General features: G+C 74.9%; 8 protein-coding genes. 7 read left to right on the forward strand and 1 reads right to left on the reverse strand.

Annotation, left to right across the window (positions count from 1 at the left end):
• The first annotated feature begins 248 nt into the window (after positions 1-248).
• The 6 genes from ADK64_RS38835 to ADK64_RS38860 are packed head-to-tail and all read left to right on the forward strand — an operon-like array spanning position 249 to position 15,465.
• Complete coding sequence (locus ADK64_RS38835) at positions 249-7,292, forward strand: type I polyketide synthase (protein ID WP_053666817.1); 7,044 nt, start codon at positions 249-251, stop codon at positions 7,290-7,292.
• A 10-nt stretch (positions 7,293-7,302) separates the two neighbouring features.
• Positions 7,303-12,081, forward strand: coding sequence for a type I polyketide synthase (locus tag ADK64_RS38840; protein WP_053667137.1), 4,779 nt, complete (start codon positions 7,303-7,305; stop codon positions 12,079-12,081).
• Positions 12,078-12,398 (forward strand): acyl carrier protein, encoded by a 321-nt coding sequence (locus ADK64_RS38845; RefSeq protein ID WP_053666818.1) that lies wholly within the window; start codon positions 12,078-12,080, stop codon positions 12,396-12,398. The genes ADK64_RS38840 and ADK64_RS38845 overlap by 4 nt, the downstream gene beginning before the upstream one ends.
• Positions 12,399-12,401: 3 nt before the next feature.
• Positions 12,402-13,202, forward strand: a complete 801-nt coding sequence (locus tag ADK64_RS38850) for an alpha/beta fold hydrolase (protein ID WP_053666819.1) — start codon at positions 12,402-12,404, stop codon at positions 13,200-13,202.
• A complete protein-coding gene (locus tag ADK64_RS38855; protein ID WP_053666820.1) occupies positions 13,199-14,398 on the forward strand; it encodes a glycosyltransferase in 1,200 nt (399 codons plus the stop codon). Before ADK64_RS38850 ends, ADK64_RS38855 begins: the two co-directional genes overlap by 4 nt.
• Positions 14,395-15,465 carry a class I SAM-dependent methyltransferase gene (locus ADK64_RS38860; RefSeq protein ID WP_199829836.1) on the forward strand — a complete coding sequence of 357 codons (1,071 nt, stop codon included), beginning with the start codon at positions 14,395-14,397 and terminating at the stop codon, positions 15,463-15,465. Before ADK64_RS38855 ends, ADK64_RS38860 begins: the two co-directional genes overlap by 4 nt.
• A gap of 4 nt (positions 15,466-15,469) precedes the next feature.
• Here the strand turns inward: ADK64_RS38860 and ADK64_RS38865 are convergent, their stop codons facing one another.
• Complete coding sequence (locus ADK64_RS38865) at positions 15,470-16,522, reverse strand: lysylphosphatidylglycerol synthase transmembrane domain-containing protein (RefSeq protein ID WP_053666821.1); 1,053 nt, start codon at positions 16,520-16,522, stop codon at positions 15,470-15,472.
• 251 nt (positions 16,523-16,773) lie between these two features.
• On the opposite strand from ADK64_RS38865, the gene ADK64_RS38870 reads away from it, so the two are divergent.
• Positions 16,774-17,415 (forward strand): DedA family protein, encoded by a 642-nt coding sequence (locus ADK64_RS38870; RefSeq protein WP_053666822.1) that lies wholly within the window; start codon positions 16,774-16,776, stop codon positions 17,413-17,415.
• Positions 17,416-17,430: the final 15 nt, after the last annotated feature.

Raw genomic sequence — 17,430 nt, forward strand, 5'->3', positions numbered from 1 at the left:
GCCGGGGTTGGGGTGGTGTGGCGCGTGGGGCCTGGCGGTCCCGCGCCCTCGCCCATGACGGAATTCGCCGCGTTTCCCGCAGCTTGCGGGGAATTCGATCGCCTGGCCGAATCGGCGTCTCCGGACAGGTAAAGGGCGCGCTGTTATTGACCCATGAGTAACACCTCGCTAGGTTCCGGTGCCCTCGCACCAGAGAGTTCCGCCGCACACCCCCCACCGTGCTGTCTCGCCGACCGTGCCGGAGCATCATGACCTCCCCTGTGCGCGCCCACGACCTGATCCTGTGCCTCACCCCGTTCGGGGAGCCCGACGCCGGGCTCGCCGCAGCCGCCAGTGCCGCCGGCGGGCTCGGCATCCTCGATCTGGGCACCGGCGACCGAAGAGCCCGTGAGGAACTGTCCCGGCTGAGCCGGGCCGCGCCGGGCCCCTTCGGGATACGGGTGACCGGTCGCTGCACCCTGACCCCGGCCGACGTCGCCGACGCCCCCGACACGGTGCTCCTCACCCCGGACGCACCGTGGAGCGTGGCCGAACTACCGCCCTCGTGGCGGGTGTTGGCGGAGGTGACGGATCTCGGGCAGGCTCGGGAGGCCGTCCGCTGCGGCGCCCGGGGCCTGATCGCCCGGGGTGGCGAGAGCGGCGGCCGGGTGGGCGAACTGAGCACCTTCGTCCTCCTGCAACAGCTCTTGTCGGAGCGGGAGTTGAGCGAGGTGCCGGTCTGGGCCTGCGGCGGCATCGGACCGCGTACGGCGGCGGCCGCCGTGGCAGGCGGGGCGGCCGGGGTCGTCCTCGACAGCCAACTGGCCCTGCTGGCCGAGTCGGGGCTCCCCGAGGCGGTCCGTGCGGCGCTGCGGTCCCTGGACGGCTCGGAGACCGTGCTGCTGGCCGGCCACCGGGTACTGCGCCGCCGCGGCCCCGACGCCCCGCAACCGCCCGCCGACGACCCCGAGGCCGTCGCGACGCTGCTCGGCGCGAGAGACCTGCGCGGCCAGCTGCTGCCGGTGGGCCAGGACGGCTTCCTCGCCGCCCGGTTCGCCGAGCGGTGGGGGGACGTACGGGGAGTGGTGCGGGGGGTGTCGGCGGCGATCCGCGAGGTGACGGACGCCGGGCCGGCGGCTTGCCGGGTGGTGGCTTCTGCGGGATCAGAGGTGTCGCGCGGCGTCGTGGATGCCGGATCGGGGGTGTCGCGCGGCGTCGTGGATGCCGGATCAGAAGTGTCGTGTGGGGTGGCTGGTGCCGGGGCGGCGCCGGTGGAGGGTGCGGCGGATGCCGGGCGCGTGGTGATGCGTGACGTGGTGGATGCCGATGCCCGGCCCGCAGCCGCCCTGCGCCCTGGCTCTGCCATGAGCCGGGCCCTCGGGACTCGGCTGCCCGTTGCGCAGGGGCCGATGACGCGGGTCAGTGACCGGGCGGGATTCGCCGCCGCTGTCGCCGGGGACGGTGCGCTGCCGTTTCTGGCGCTGGCCCTGGCCGACGGGGAGCGGACGCGGGCGATGCTGACCGAGGCCCGGGCCGTGCTGGACGGGCGGCCCTGGGGGGTGGGCGTCCTCGGGTTCGCACCCGAGGAGATCAGGAATGCTCAGCTCGATGCCGTACGGGAGTCGGGGCCCACGCACGCGATCATCGCGGGCGGGCGGCCCGCTCAGGCCGAGGCGCTGGAGCGGGCCGGGATCCGGACCTTCCTGCATGTGCCCTCGCCAGGGCTGCTGCGGCAGTTCCTCGATGCGGGCGCCCGCAGGTTCGTGTTCGAGGGGTCCGAGTGCGGCGGGCATGTGGGGCCCCGCGCGTCCTTCCCGCTGTGGGAGGCTCAACTGGCAGTACTCGAGGACCATTTGGCGCAACGCGACGAACGGGCGGGGCGACAGCTCGAGGTCTTCTTCGCGGGCGGGATCCACGACGAGCGGTCGGCCGCGATGGTGGCCGCCCTGGCCGCGCCGCTCACCGCGCGGGGCGTCGCCGTCGGTGTCCTGATGGGCACCGCCTACCTGTTCACGGAGGAAGCCGTCGCCCACGGCGCCATCCGGCCGCTCTTCCAGCGGCAGGTTCTCGCCGCCTGCGCGACCGCCCTGCTGGAGACGGCGCCCGGCCACGCGACCCGCTGCGTGCCCAGCCCCTTCACCGGCGACTACCGGGAGCGCGAAACCGAGCTGCGGGCCCAGGGGCTGGACGACCGTGACATCTGGGAGGGGCTGGAACGGCTCAATGTGGGGCGGCTCCGCATCGCCAGCAAGGGGGTGGAGCGGGCCGTCGACGGTGCGTTGGCGGCCGTCGGCGAGGAACGGCAGCTCAGCGACGGGATGTTCATGGCGGGCGAGGTCGCCGTCCTGCGCTCGGCCACCACCAGCCTGGCCGAGCTGCACCGCTCGGTCACCGACGGTGCCGCGGACTTCCTGACGGACAGGGCCGCCGCCCGCCCGGGCCCGCTGCCCGCGGCCGAGCCGGCGGCGCCCGCTCCGCTCGACATCGCGATCGTCGGCATGGCCTGCATGTTCCCCGAGGCCCCCGACCTCGCCGCCTTCTGGGCCAACGTGGTCGCGGGGCGCGACAGCGTCACCGAGGTCCCGCCCGACCGCTGGGACCCCGCCGTGCACCACACCGCAGGCAGCACGGCGTCGAAGTGGGGCGGCTTCCTGCCCCGCATCCCCTTCGACCCGCTGCGCTACGGCATCCCGCCCGCCTCACTCGGCAGCATCGAACCCGTCCAGCTGCTGTCCCTGGAAGCGGCCCGCCGCGCGCTGGAGGACGCCGGATACGGTGATCAGGGGCGGGAGTTCGACCGCGCGCGGACCTCCGTGGTCTTCGGTGCCGAGGCCGGCAGCGACCTCTCCAACGCGGTCACCCTGCGCGCCGTCCTCCCCTCGTACTACGGCCACGTCCCGCCCGGGATCGAGGAGCAGCTGCCCCGGCTGACCGAGGACTCCTTCCCCGGCATGCTGGCCAACGTCGTCTCCGGCCGGATCGCCAACCGCCTGGACCTCGGCGGTGCCAACTTCACCGTCGACGCCGCCTGCGCCTCCTCCCTCGCCGCCCTCGACGTGGCGTGCAAGGAACTCGTCTCCGGCACCAGCGACGTCGTGCTGTGCGGGGGCGCCGACCTGCACAACGGCATCAACGACTATGTCCTGTTCTCCTCCGTCCACGCGCTCTCCGCGACCGGACGTTCCCGCGCCTTCGACGCCTCGGCCGACGGCATCGCCCTCGGTGAGGGCGTGGCCTGCCTGGTCCTCAAACGGCTCGCGGACGCCGAACGGGACGGCGACCGGATCTACGGCGTGGTCAAGGGCATCGGCTCCGCCAGCGACGGCCGTTCCCGCGGTCTGACCGCGCCCCGTCCCGAAGGCCAGCGCGTCGCGCTGGAGCGGGCGTACCGCAACGCCGGTGTCTCACCGGCGGACGTCGGCCTCGTCGAGGCGCACGGCACCGGTACGGTCGTCGGCGACCGCACCGAACTCACGGTACTCGGCGAGGTGTTCACCGAGTCGGGTGCCACCACGGGGCGCTGTGCCCTCGGCTCGGTCAAGTCGCAGATCGGGCACACCAAGTGCGCCGCCGGACTCGCCGGCCTGATCAAGGCCACCCTCGCCCTGTACACCGGGATCACGCCGCCCACCCTCCACCTGGAGCGGCCCAACCCGGCCTGGACGCAGGACGACAGCCCCTTCGTCTTCCACACCCGTGCCCGCCCCTGGACGGCACCGGCGCCCCAACGGCTCGCCGGAGTCAGCGCGTTCGGCTTCGGCGGCACCAACTTCCATGCCGTACTGGCCGCTCACGCCCCCGCCGTACCGCCCGCGCAGGCCCTGGACGCCTGGCCGTGCGAGCTGCTGCTGTTCCGGGGCCGGGACACGGCGGCGGCCCATCGGGTGGTCGAGGAGATCCTCGGGGCCGCCGAGGCCGACGGCCGCCCCTGGCGCCTGCGGGACCTCGCCCTCGCCGCCGCCCGCCGCGCCGACACGGCACACGAACCGGTACGGGCCGCCGTCGTGGCCCGCGACATCGGGGAACTGACCGGACAGCTACGGCGGGTCCTCGCCGGGGAGCACGATCCGGCCGCCGGGATCCACCTCGCCGACCCGGTGGAGGGCCGGATCGCCTTCCTCTTCCCCGGCCAGGGCAGCCAGCGCGCCGGCATGCTCGCCGACCTCCTGGTCACCCTCCCCGCGCTGCGTCACTATCTGCATCTCGGCCGCGCCCACGCCGACGTCGTCCACCCGCCGGCCGCCTTCGACGACACCGCCCGCGAACGCCGGCGGGCCGCCCTCACCGACACCCGGGCCGCACAGCCCGCCCTCGGCATCGCGGGCCTCGCCGCCCACGCCTTCCTCGTCTTCGCGGGGGTCCGCCCCGACCAGGCCGCCGGTCACAGCTACGGCGAACTGGTCGCCCTCGCCGCGGCCGGCGCCCTCGACCCCGAGACCCTGCTGGAGCTGAGCGGCGAACGGGCCGGCGCGATCCTGGCGGCGGCCGGCGACGACCCCGGCACCATGGCCGCCGTCGGCGCCCCCGCCGAGACCGTCGTACGCACCCTGGGCACGGCGCAGGCCCCCGCGACGGTCGTCGTCGCCAACCTCAACTCGCCGCAACAGACCGTCATTTCGGGACCCACGGCGGACGTCGAGACGGCCGTACGGCTACTGCGCGCGGCCGGACTCGGCGCCCGGCGCATCCCCGTGGCCTGCGCCTTCCACAGCCCCGTCGTGGCGGCGGCGGGCGAGCGGTTCGCCAAGGTCCTCGCGGACAAGACCGTACGGGCGCCCGAGTTCCCCGTCTGGGCCAACCGCACGGCCGCGCCCTACGCCGCCGACCCCGGCGCGGTGCGCGCCGAACTCGCCGCCCAGATCGGCTCCCCGGTCGCCTTCGCCGCCCAGATCGAGGCCATGTACGAGGCGGGCGCGCGGCTCTTCGTCGAGGCGGGCCCCGGCACCGTGCTCACCCGGCTCGTGGGCCAGATCCTCGGCGACCGCCCGCACCGCACGGTCGCCTGCGAACCGACGGCCGACAGCGGTCTGCGTGGCTGGCTCGACGCGCTCGCCCGGCTCGCCGTCGCCGGGCAGCCGGTGCGCACCGCCTGGCTGCTGCGGGGTCGCGACGCGGTCGACGCACTGCGCGTCCCGGCACCGAAACGGCCCGGCTGGACGGTGGACGGGCACCTCGTCCGCACCGTCGACGGAGCACTCCTGCCCGGTGCCCTCGCACCGGCCCGAAGAGTCGTGGAGACGACCGTGACCACCGACCAGCCGCATGGCGCCCCCACCGACCGGGACGCACTGATCTCCGAATTCCTGCGCACCAGCCGCGAGATGATCGCCGCCCAGCGCGATGTGCTGCTCACGTACTTCGGCGCCGCACCGGGTACGACACCGGCGCCGCCGCCGGTCGCCGCCGCACCGGTTCCGATTCAGGCTCCGGTTCCGATGGGAACGCGTGAACTTCCGCCCAGTGAGCCTCAGTTGACGGATCCTGCCTCTCTCGATCCGGTGGACGACGTCGAGCGGGTCGTTCTGGAGATCATCAGCGAACGCACCGGCTACCCCGTCGACATGATCGAGCCCGACCTCGATCTGGAGGCGGACCTCAGTATCGACTCCATCAAGCGCGCCGAGATAGCGGGCGAACTCGCCAAACGGCTCGGCATCGCGGGCGGCGCCGGGATCCTGGACGACGCCGAGCTGGAGGAGCTGGCCAAGGCGCGTACGGCCGCGGCGGTGACGGCATGGCTGACGGCGCGGGCCGGCGAGGGAGGCAGGGGCGAGCCGGCCCAGGAGCGGGCGGAGGCGTCGTACGACGGCGAGCGGGCCCAGGAACACACCCTGGTCCCCGGCGTACCGCCCCGGCGCTGTGAACTGCGGCCCGTACCCCTGACCGAGCCCGGCCCCGCCGGCCTCGACCTCTCCGGCCGGCGCTTCGCCCTGCTGGGCGGTGGCGAGGACGCGGCTGCCCAAGTCGCCGCGCGGCTCGCCCGGGAGGGTGCCGACGCCGTACTCCTCGACCGTGGCCACCTCCTCACCGAGGCCGACGGCCCGGTGGACGGTGTGCTGTACCTGGGCGCGTTGCCCGGCCCGGACCTCCCGGTGCTGCCGGACGCCTTCCCGGTGCTCCGGGCGGCACTGGCGTGCGGCCCGCGCTCGCTGCTCGCCGTGCGGGCCGCCGACCGCGCGGCAGCGGTGCGGGCGGCCGGTCTGGACGGACTGTTCCGCACCGTCGGCCGCGAGTACCCCGACCTCCTCACCCGGGTCGTCGCCGTGGCGGACACCACCCCGGCGGCCGTCGCCGACGCCCTGCTCGCCGAGCTGCGCGCCCCGGAACCGGCCCCCGTCGTGCTGCGTACGGCGGCCGGAGTCCGCCAGGGACTCGACCTGGTGCCCGCGCCCCTCGGCCTGCTCGGCGGCACCGGCGCCGGACCCGCCGACGACGGTGCCGCCGAGGCCGCGGCCCTGGGCCTCGACCGGGACTCCGTCGTCCTGCTGGCCGGCGGTGCCCGGGGCATCACCGCCCGGTTCGCGGCCACGCTGGCCCGCGCCTGCCGGTGCCGCATCGAGCTGCTGGGCCGCACCCCGGCGCCCACCGCACCCGACGACCCGCGCACCGAGGCCGCCCGCACCCCCGTCGAGCTGCGGGCGGCGCTCGCCGCCGGGCCCGACGCGCCCCAGCCGGCCGAGATCAACCGGGCCGCCGAACTGATCCTCGCCCAGCGGGAGATCGCCGCCACGCTCGCCGAACTCGGCGCGCTGGGCAGCGAGGCCCGCTACCGCTCGGTCGACTTCCGGGAGCGGGAGGCCGTCCTCCAGGCGGTCAAGGAGATCCACGCCGAGCACGGCCGCCTCGACGGTGTCGTCTTCGCCGCCGGAGTGATCGAGGACCGGCTGATCGCCGACAAGACCCCCGAGTCCTTCCAACGGGTCTACGGCACGAAGACGGCCGGGGCCGCCGCACTGTTCGCCGCCCTGGACGACCTGCCCGCCGCGCCCGCGTTCACCGTGCTGTTCGGCAGCATCGCCGCTGTCCTCGGCAACCGCGGCCAGGCCGACTACGCCGCCGCCAACGACGCCCTGGAAGCGCTCGGCACGGACTGGGCCGCCCGCACCGGGCACCGTGCGCTGACCGTCCACTGGGGGCCCTGGGCACCCTCCGGCACGCACACCGGCATGGTCGGCGCGGAACTCGGCCGCGCGTACGCCCGGCGCGGAGTCGAGCTGATCGACCCGGACGAGGGCACCGCGGCCCTGCTCCGGGAACTCGCCTGGGGCGACCCGGCGGCCCGTGCCGTCGTCCACACCGCGTCGGGCTGGTGACATGCGGGACATGACGGACCGTCAGACACCCGTCGCCGTCGTCGGGATGGCGGTGCTGCTGCCCGGCGCCCCCGGCCTGGACGCCTACTGGCGCAATCTGCGCGACGGCGTCGACGCGATCAGCGAGGTCCCCGCGGGCCGCTGGGACACCGACTACTACCGGCCCGGTACGGCCGGCGGGCCCGCCGTCGCCGACCAGGTGTACTGCCGGCGCGGCGGGTTCGTGGACCGCCTGGCCGAGGTGGAGGTCACGCGTTACGGCATCATGCCCGCGTCGGTGCCCGGCACCGAGCCCGACCAGCTGATCGCGCTCGACGTGGCCGCCGCCGCGCTCGCCGACGCGGGCGGCACGCAGCGGTTGCCCGAGCGGCACCGGATCGGGGTCGCCCTGGGCCGCGGCGGCTACCTCACGCCCGGCCTGGTCCGGCTCGACCAGCGAGTGCGGACCGCCGGCCAACTCGTGCGCACTCTCGGTGAGTTGCTGCCAGACCTCGACTCCGCACAACTCGACCGCATCCGCACCGCGTTCACCGACCGGCTCGGCCCCGACAGCCCGGAGTCCGCGATCGGCCTGGTCCCCAACCTGGCCGCGTCCCGCATCGCCAACCGGCTCGATCTGCGCGGCCCCGCCTACACCGTGGACGCGGCCTGTGCCTCCTCCCTGGTCGCCGTGGACCAGGCGGTCACCGAACTGGCCACCGGCCGCTGCGACATGATGCTGGCCGGAGGAGTGCATCACTGTCACGACATCACGCTCTGGAGCGTCTTCTCGCAACTACGCGCCCTGTCCCCGACCGAGCGCATCCGCCCCTTCCACCGGGAGGCGGACGGCATCCTCATCGGCGAGGGCACGGGCGTCGTCGTCCTGAAACGGCTCGCGGACGCCGAACGCGCGGGAGACCGTGTCTACGCGGTGATCCGGGGCGCGGGCGTGGCCAGCGACGGCCGTACGGCAGGGCTCGTCACCCCCGACCCGGGCGGGCAGGCCCGCGCCGTACGGCAGGCCTGGCGGGCCGCCGGGCTCGACCCCGCCGCACCGGACTCCCTGGGCCTGCTGGAGGCGCACGGCACCGCCACCCCCGCCGGTGACGAGGCCGAACTCGCCACGCTGGCCGCGGTGTTCGGACCCGGGGCCGGGCACGGCGACGGCTTCCGCCCGGTCCTCGGCTCGGTGAAGTCGATGATCGGCCACACCATGCCGGCCGCCGGAGTCGCGGGCCTGGTCAAGGCCGCCCTCGCGCTCCACCACGCCACCCTGCTGCCCACCCTCCACTGCGACGACCCCCACCCCGGCCTCGCCGCCACCCGCTTCCGCACCCTGGAGAGCTCCCTGCCCTGGGAGACCGACGCCGACCGCCCGGTCCGCAGGGCCGCCGTGAACGCCTTCGGGTTCGGCGGCATCAACGCCCATGTGGTGCTGGAGGAGGCACCGGGGGCGCGTCCGGCTCCGGCGCCCGCACGGGGTCCCGGCCTGGCACCGGCTCGCGCGCAGGGACCCGGGCCCGTGGAGGTGCGGGCATCCGCAACGGCTCGCGGGCAAGCGTCCGGGCCCGTGGAGGTGCGGGCACCCGAACCGGCCCACGCACACCGCCCGGCACCCGCCCGCGTACAACAGCCCGCCGCCGTCCCTGTCCGCGCCGACGTCACCGAGCCCGAGCCCGTCCTGCTCCTCGCCGCCGACAGCGTGACCGACCTCGCCGCCCTCCTCGCCGCCGACGACGCCGCCGTACGTGCCGCCGGACTCGACCCCGCCCGGCCGCACCCGGGGGCCGGTCCCGTCCGGCTCGGTGTCGCCGTCCCGAACGCCAAGCGGCTCGCCCTGGCCCGCCGCGCGGTCGCCAAGGGCCGGGCCTGGCAGGGGCGCGGGGACGTGTGGTTCCGGCCGGGGCCGCTGCTCGGCCGCGCCGGCGGCAGGCTGGCGTTCGTCTTCCCGGGCCTGGAGGGCGACTTCGCCCCGCGCACCGACGACATCGCCGCCCACTTCGGCCTGCGTCCGCTGTCCGGCACGGACGTCGAGGTCGGCGACGTCGCACGGCACGGCTTCGGCGTCGTCGGCGTGGGTCGCCTGCTGGACCGGGCGCTGCGCCGGATGGGTGTCGTACCGGACGCGGTCGCCGGGCACAGCGTCGGCGAATGGACGGCCATGGCGGCGGCCGGGCTCTACTCGGCCGCCCAGGTGGACGCCTTCATGGCCGAGTTCGACCCCGACACGCTCACCGTCCCCGGCCTCGCCTTCGCCGCCCTCGGTACCTCGGCCGCGCACGTCCGTACCGCGCTGGGCGAGGACTGGCCGGACGCCGGGATCGTGCTCTCCCACGACAACGCGCCCCGCCAGTCCATGGTCTGCGGACCCGGTACGGCGGTCGAGGCGTTCGTGCGGTCCCTGCGCGCCCAGGGGGTGATCTGCCAGGTGCTGCCCTTCCGCTCCGGCTTCCACACCTCGATGCTCGAACCGTACCTCGCCCCCATCAAGGAGGCCGCCGACCGCTTCCGGCTCCACCCGCCGACCGTGCCGGTGTGGTCCGGAACCACCGCGGCGCCGTTCCCACGGGCCGAGGCGGAGGTGCGCGAGCTGTTCGTACGGCATCTGCTGGAGCCCGTGCGGTTCCGTGAGCTGACCGAGGCGCTGTACACCGCCGGGCACCGCGTCTTCGTCCAGACCGGCCCGGGCCGGCTCACTTCCCTGATCGACGACACCCTCGGCGACCGCGACCACCTGGCCGTCGCCGCGAACGCGTCCCAGCACAGCGGCATGGCCCAACTCCGACGGACGGCAACGGCGTTGTGGACGGCGGGAGCCCGCGTGGCACCGGCGCTGCCACCCCGGGCGCCGGCGGCCGCGACCACGGCACACCGGCGTCCACCGGTCCGCCTCGACCTCGGCGGAGCCCTCGTCTCGCTGGACGGGCCGGAACTGGACGCGCTCCGAGCGGAACTACGCGCGGACCGCCCGGCCGCGCACCCGGTACCCGCCCGCCGTGCCGGCCCGCCCGCCCTCGGCGCACTGGACGACCTGGCCACCCGCTTCCCGGCCGCCGCCGAACTGAGCGCCCTGCTGCGGGACACGGCCGACACGGCGGCCGAGCTGATCGCGACGAACGTCAGGCGCGACCGGAGAACGCAGGGGGCCGCAGCCGCAGCCGGACCCGTGGCCACCACCACGGCTCCCGCACCGCACGTGGCGATCAACGCGACCACCACCACCGTGCACGTCTCCCCGCGCACCATGCCCCACCTCCTGGACCACTGCTTCTTCCCCCAGCGCGCCAACTGGCCCGATGTGGCGGACCGTTGGCCGGTGGTGCCCGCCACCACCATCGTCCGGCACATGATGGACGCGGCGGAGGCCGCGGCCCCCGGTCTGCGCGCGGTCGCCGTGCACGGGGCCCGCTTCGACCGCTGGCTCACCGCCACACCCCCCGTCGACGTCCAGGTCACCGTCACCCCCGACCCCGGCCGCCCGGACCGCGCCACCGTCGCCTTCGGCCCCACGGCCCGCGCCGTCGTCGAACTGGCCCCGCAGCACGCCGCACCGCCCCGGCCCCGTCCTCGTCCGGACGCCCCGGAACACCGTCCCGAGCACACCGCCGCCCAGCTCTATCAGGACCGCTGGATGTTCCACGGCCCCGGCTTCCAGGGGCTCACCGACCTCACCGCGATCGGTGAGCGGCACGTCCGCGGAGTGATCACCGCGCCCGCCGCCCCCGGCGCCCTGCTGGACAACGTGGGCCAGCTCCTCGGCTACTGGATCATGGCGACCCGCACCGAACGGACCGTCGTCTTCCCCGTGCAGATGCGGCAGTTGCGGTTCCACGGTCCGCATCCGGACCCCGGCGCCGAGGTCGGATGCCTGGTGCGGATCACCACCCTCACGGAGACCCTCCTGGAGGCGGACGCGGAGCTGACGGTCGGCGGACGGGTGTGGGCGCGGCTCACCGGCTGGCAGGACCGCCGCTTCGACAACGACCCGACGACCCGGCCCGTCGAGCGCTTCCCCGAGCGCCACACCCTCTCCACGGTCCGGCCCGGCGGCTGGACGCTGGTGCACGAACGCTGGCCGGACCTCGCCTCCCGCGAGCTGATCATGTGCAACTCGCTGGGCGGTGCCGAGCGCGCCGCGTACGCCGAACGCCCGCCGCGCGGCCGCCGGCAGTGGCTGCTCGGCCGGATCGCGGCCAAGGACGCCGTACGGCAGTGGCTCTGGCAGCACGGCGAAGGCCCCGTCTTCCCCGCTGAACTTCGGGTGGAAAATGACGAGTTGGGCCGCCCATTCGTCACCGGGGTGCACGGTCGGACGCTGCCCCCGCTGGACGTCTCGCTCGCCCACCGGGCCGAGGCGGGCGTGGCGATCGTACGGCCGCACAGCCCGCACCCCGGACCCGGCATCGACATCGAAGAGGTCACCGCACGCGACCCGGCGACCCTCGCCACCGCACTCGGCCCGGCCGAACTGCGGCTGCTGCGCGGCCTGTCGGCGGACGGTCCCGACCCGCAGGAGCTGTGGTTCACGCGCTTCTGGGCCGCCAAGGAGGCGGTCGCCAAGGCCGAGGGCGTCGGATTCGGCGGCCGGCCACGGGACTTCGCGGTGCTGGAGGCCACCCCCGACGGCGGCCGGCTGCGGGTCTCCGGCCGACTGGAGCGCGCCTACACCGTGCACTGCGCGCCGGCCGGCAATCCACCGGCGCTGCCCGAGCGGGCCTACGTCGTGGCCTGGACGACCGGGCCCGGCGCCGACGACGACGCACATCCCCCGCAAGCAACCGCAGCAGCCGAGGAGTCCCCCCGATGAACCCCACCCAGCCGGCCCCGGCGCAGCCCACCGCCGACACCGTGCTCACCGACGTCACCGGCATGCTGCGCAGGGTGCTTGCCGAGTACGGCGACGACGACGCGGTGATCGGCATGTCCACCACCTTCAACCGCGACCTGGAGCTGGAGAGCATCGACCTCGTCACCCTGGCGGGGCTGCTGGAGGAGCGGTACGGCAACCGGGTCAACCTAGCCGAGTTCCTGGCCGGCATGGAGTTCGACGAGATCATCGAGCTGACCGTGGGCCGGCTGGTCGAGTACGTGGTGTGGAGCCTGAATTCCACGCAGGCGGGCTGAGCCATGGCGATCGTCGACGCCGGCGGGATCCGGCTGCACGTCCAGCGCACGGGGCCCGCCGACGGCCGGGTCCCGCACGCCACCGTCGTCCTGGTGCACGGGCTGCTCACCGACAGCCTGGCCAGCTACTACTTCACCGTCGCCCCCGGCTTCGCGACGGCCGGACTCGACGTCGTCATGTACGACCTGCGCGGCCACGGCCGCAGTGAGCGCCCGCCGCGGGGCTACACCCTCGACCACAACATCGACGACCTGGAGTCCCTCCTCGACCGGCTGGCCGTCACCGGGCCCGTCCACCTCGTCGGCAACTCCTACGGCGGCACCATCGCCTTCGGCTACGCGGCCCGGCACCCCGACCGCGTCACCAGCCTGACGCTGATCGAGTCCGAGCCCGCGACCGCCGCCTGGGCGGTGAAACTCGGCCGCATCCTCGACCGGGTCGTCACCGAACTCGCCCACAACGAACCCGACGCCGTCGCCTGGATCACCGCGAACCGGGGCCACAACACCGCCCGCCTGGCCAAGGGCGCGGCCCGGCTCGCCCGCGAGACCACCCTCGGCCGGGACATCCCGGCCAGCCGGGTGCTCACCGAGGCCGAGATCACCGCCGTACGCTGCCCGGTTCTCGGCGTGTACGGCGGTGAGTCGGACCTCGCCGACCTGGTGCCGCTGAAGCGGGCGCTGCTGACGGACTTCCGTGCGGTCGTGCTGCCCGGGCACGAGCACTCGGTGCTGGTGGAGGCGCCCGCGGCCGTCGGCGGACACATCCTGGACCTGATCCACGCGGGGGCGGGGGTCCGGTGAGCGCCTTCCTCTTCGTCGTGCCGCCGCTGACCGGGCACATCAACCCGGCGGTCGGCGTCGCCGCCCGCCTCACCGCGCGCGGGCACCGGGTGGCCTGGGTGTGCGCCGACCCGCCCCTGGTGCGGCGGCTCGCGGGCCCGGACGCCGAGGTGCACAGGTGCGCGGGCCCGGTGCCGGGCGCCGAGGGGGTCGTACGACCGCCGGGGCTGCGGGGCGCGGAGGCGCTGAAGTTCCTGTGGGAGTGGTATCTGCTCCCGCTCGCCGACGCCATGGCGCCGGGCGTCCGGGCGGCGGCGAGGGAGTTCCGCCCCGACGTGGTCGTGACCGACCAGCAGGCCTTCGCCGGCGCCCTGGTGGCCGAGCGCCTGGGGCTGCGGTGGGCCACCTCCGCCACCACCTCGGCCGAGTTCAGCGGCGCCTACGACGGCCTGCCGAAGGTGGCCGAGTGGCTGCGGGGGAGCCTGACCGCGCTGCGCTCCCGCATCGGCGACCCGTCCGGCACCGCCGACCCGCGCTTCTCACCGCACCTGCTGCTGATCTTCAGCACGCCCGAACTCATCGGCCCCCAGGCGCCGTTGGCCCCGCACATCCACTACGTCGGCCCCTCGCTGGGCGGCCGTCCGGCCGGACCGGGTTTCCCCTGGCAACGACTCGACCGGGGCCGGGCCAAGGTTCTGGTGACCCTGGGCACGGCGAACGCCGACACGGGCGCCCGGTTCCTCGCCGCATGCCTGACCGCGCTGCGCGAACGCGCCGACCGGGTGCAGGCGGTGATCGCCGACCCGGCCCGCGTCCTGCCGGTGCCGCCCGGTGACAGGGACGTCCTGGTCCTCCCGTCGGTGCCCCAACTCCCGCTGCTGGAACGGATGGACGCCGTGGTCTGCCATGCGGGGCACAACACGGTGTGCGAGGCGCTGTGGCACGGTGTCCCGCTCGTCGTCGCGCCCATCCGTGACGATCAGCCGGTGGTGGCCGGGCAGGTTGTGGACGCGGGCGCGGGCGTCCGGGTCCGGTTCGGCCGGGTCGGCGCGGACCGGCTGGGCGCGGCCCTCGACACCGCCCTGCACGACCGTGCCCACCGGGCCGCCGCCGTCCGCATCCGCACCGCGTTCCGCGCGGCGGGCGGCGCCCAGGCCGCGGCGGCCCATCTCGAACACCTCGCAGACCGTGCAGACTTCGAAGCGGAGAGCCGATGACCGACGACAAGAACGAGAAGAAGGCGCGCATCGCCGCCCTGCGCCCCGCCTACCAGGACGACCTGGGAGCCGGCACGGAGCGCTTCTTCGCCGCCCGTCGCACCGACTGTCCCTGGTGCGGCGCGGAGCGGCTCACCACCCGGCTGCGCACCACCGACCTGCTCCAGCACAAGCCCGGCCGCTTCACCCTCGACCGCTGCGCCGACTGCGGCCACACCTTCCAGAACCCCCGACTCACCGAACAGGGGCTGGAGTTCTACTACCGGGATTTCTACGACGGCCTCGGCGAGCAGCGTATGAGCGGCACCTTCGGCGGCCGCGGCGCCATGTACCGCGGCCGCGCCGAGGCGATGCTGCCGCACGACCCCACCCCGAAGACCTGGCTGGACGTCGGCACCGGACACGGCCACTTTTGCGCCGCCGCCCGCGCCGTCCTGCCCGGCACCTCCTTCGACGGGCTCGACTTCACCGACGGCGTCGAACTCGCCGCCCGCGAGGGCCGCGTGGACCACGCCTACCGCGGTGCCTTCCCCGCCCTCGCTCCCGAACTCGGCGCCCGCTACGACGTGGTGAGCATGTTCCACTACCTGGAGCACAGCACCGACCCCGACCGCGAACTCCGCGCCGCCCACGAGGCCGTACGCCCCGGCGGTCACCTCCTCATCGAGGTACCGGACCCGCAGAGCCGCTACGCCCGGCTGCTCGGCCGCTGGTGGCTGCCCTGGCTCCAGCCGCAGCACCTGCACTTCATGCCCGTCGCCAACCTCCGGCGGCGGCTGACCGAGCTGGGCTTCACCGTGGTCGCGGAGCAGCACGCCGAGCCGCACGATCCGGTCGATCTGCTCGCGGCCGTCTGGCTGGCCCTCGACCACACCGCCCCGCGCGAGGACGTGCCCTGGCTGCCCGAGCCGCCCGGCGTCCTGAGCCGTGCCCTGCGCAGCACGCTGTTCCTCGCGGGCGTGCCCGCCCTGGTCACCGCGACACTCCTCGACCGCTTCGCGCTGCGCCCCCTGTCCCACCGCCTCGGCCTCGCCAACGCCTACCGCCTGGTGGTCCGCCGCGACTGACCGCTCACAGGACCTTGGCGCGGATCAGCGACGACAGCACCACGGCGCCGGGCAGCAGCGGCACCCAGTCGGTCAGCACCCGGTAGCCGATGACCGTCGCGGTCGCCAGAGCGGGCGTGGTGCCGAACGTGACCAGGGTCCACACCAGCGCCGCGTCGACCGCGAGACCGCCCGGCACCGGAGCCGCCCCGACGGCCGTACCGGCCGCGAGGTAGGCGAGCACCACGTGCGCCCACGGCAGCTCCAGGCCGAGCGAGGCGCCGACACAGACCAGCGTGGCCCCCTGGAGCAGCGGCATCGCGACCGCCCCGCCCCACAGAGCGGCCACCCGGCAGGGCCGCGTGTGCACCTCCCGTGCGTCGGCGAGGGCGCAGCGCAGCATCCCGGTAACCGGTCGCCGCAACGGCCGGACGACCGTCAGCAGCACCCCCGCGACCGCGAGGGCACCGCCCACGACGGCGGCGAGCGGCACCAGCAGCCGCCCGTCCGGGACCAGTTCGCCCAGCCGCCGCCAGGCCGGCGACGCGGCCAGGAACACCAGCAGCACCAGCGTCTTGGCGGACGACTTGGCCACCGAGTACAGGCCGATCGACGCGGTCGCGCGGTCCAGCGGCACCCCGCGCGCCCGCAGAAAACGCACGGTGACGGCGTGGGCGCCGAGCCCGCCGGGGAGCGCGTGGTTGGCGGCACCGGCGGCGAACTGCGAGGCCAGCAGCTGTCCCGCCGGCACCCGGTCGGGCAGGGCGCCCTGCCGGACGCAGGAGGCCGCCACCCAGTTCAGGCAGGTGAAACCGCCCCCGGCCAGCAGCCACCAGGGATCGGCCGCGACGAGCCGCCGGACCCCCTCGTACACCACCGGGCGGTTGGTCACCGCCCAGCCGCCCGCCAGCAGCAGCGGAGCCAGACACAGGGCCAGCCGTACGGACCGGGCCGCCATGAGGGACGAGGGCCGGTGCGAAGCCGTTGCCTGCGCGAGGGAGGAGGAAGAGGGTGCCGCGGACGGCGGCGACAGGGAGAGCGAGGAGGACAGTGAGGAAGAGGGAGACGGTGAGGGCACGGGGACGTCGTCCTTCCGCGGCGGGCCCCGCGGTGGGGACCTGGGGGAGGCGGGTCGGGCGATACCGGGGGAGCCTTCCCCGCCCGCGTGACACCGGGGTGTCCGAAAACCCAAGGACCGAGGGCGGGACGGTGCCGCCGGGAAGGTGTGCGCAAGCCGCCGTTCACCGCCGACCAGGTAGCCTTCCCTTGGGACGCCCTTTACATGCGGCGCCCGGCAGGCAAGGACAGGGAACAGGGGAGGATCCGGCGGTGCACGTCCAGGAATGGCTCGACTCGGTGCCCGCGGTCGCCGTCTACGCCGCGGTGGCCCTGGTGATCGGTCTGGAGAGCCTGGGCATTCCGCTTCCGGGCGAGATCATCCTGGTCTCGGCGGCGCTGATGTCCTCCCAGCACTCCGGCATCAACCCGATCGTCCTGGGCGCGTGCGCGACCGCCGGCGCCGTGATCGGCGACTCCATCGGCTACGCGATCGGCCGCAAGGGGGGCCGCCCGCTGCTGGCCTGGCTGGGCCGGAAGTTCCCGAAACACTTCAGCGAGGGCCATGTGGCCACCGCCGAGCGGTCCTTCGAGAAGTGGGGCATGTGGGCCGTCTTCTTCGGCCGCTTCATCGCCCTGCTGCGGATCTTCGCGGGCCCCCTCGCGGGCGTCCTGCACATGCCGTACTGGAAGTTCCTGATCGCCAACGTCCTCGGCGGCATCTGCTGGGCGGGCGGCACGACGGCCGTCATCTACTACGTGGGCGTGGTCGCCGAGGGCTGGCTGAAGAAGTTCTCCTACGTCGGCCTCGCGGCAGCGGTCCTGATCGGCCTGGCCTCCATGCTGATCATCAAGCGCAAGGCGAAGAAGGCCCAGCAGCAGAACGACCGGGAACCGGTGACCGCGGGCGAGTGAGGGGCGCCCAGCGGG

Source organism: Streptomyces sp. MMG1121 (assembly GCF_001280015.1).
GTDB lineage: Bacteria > Actinomycetota > Actinomycetes > Streptomycetales > Streptomycetaceae > Streptomyces.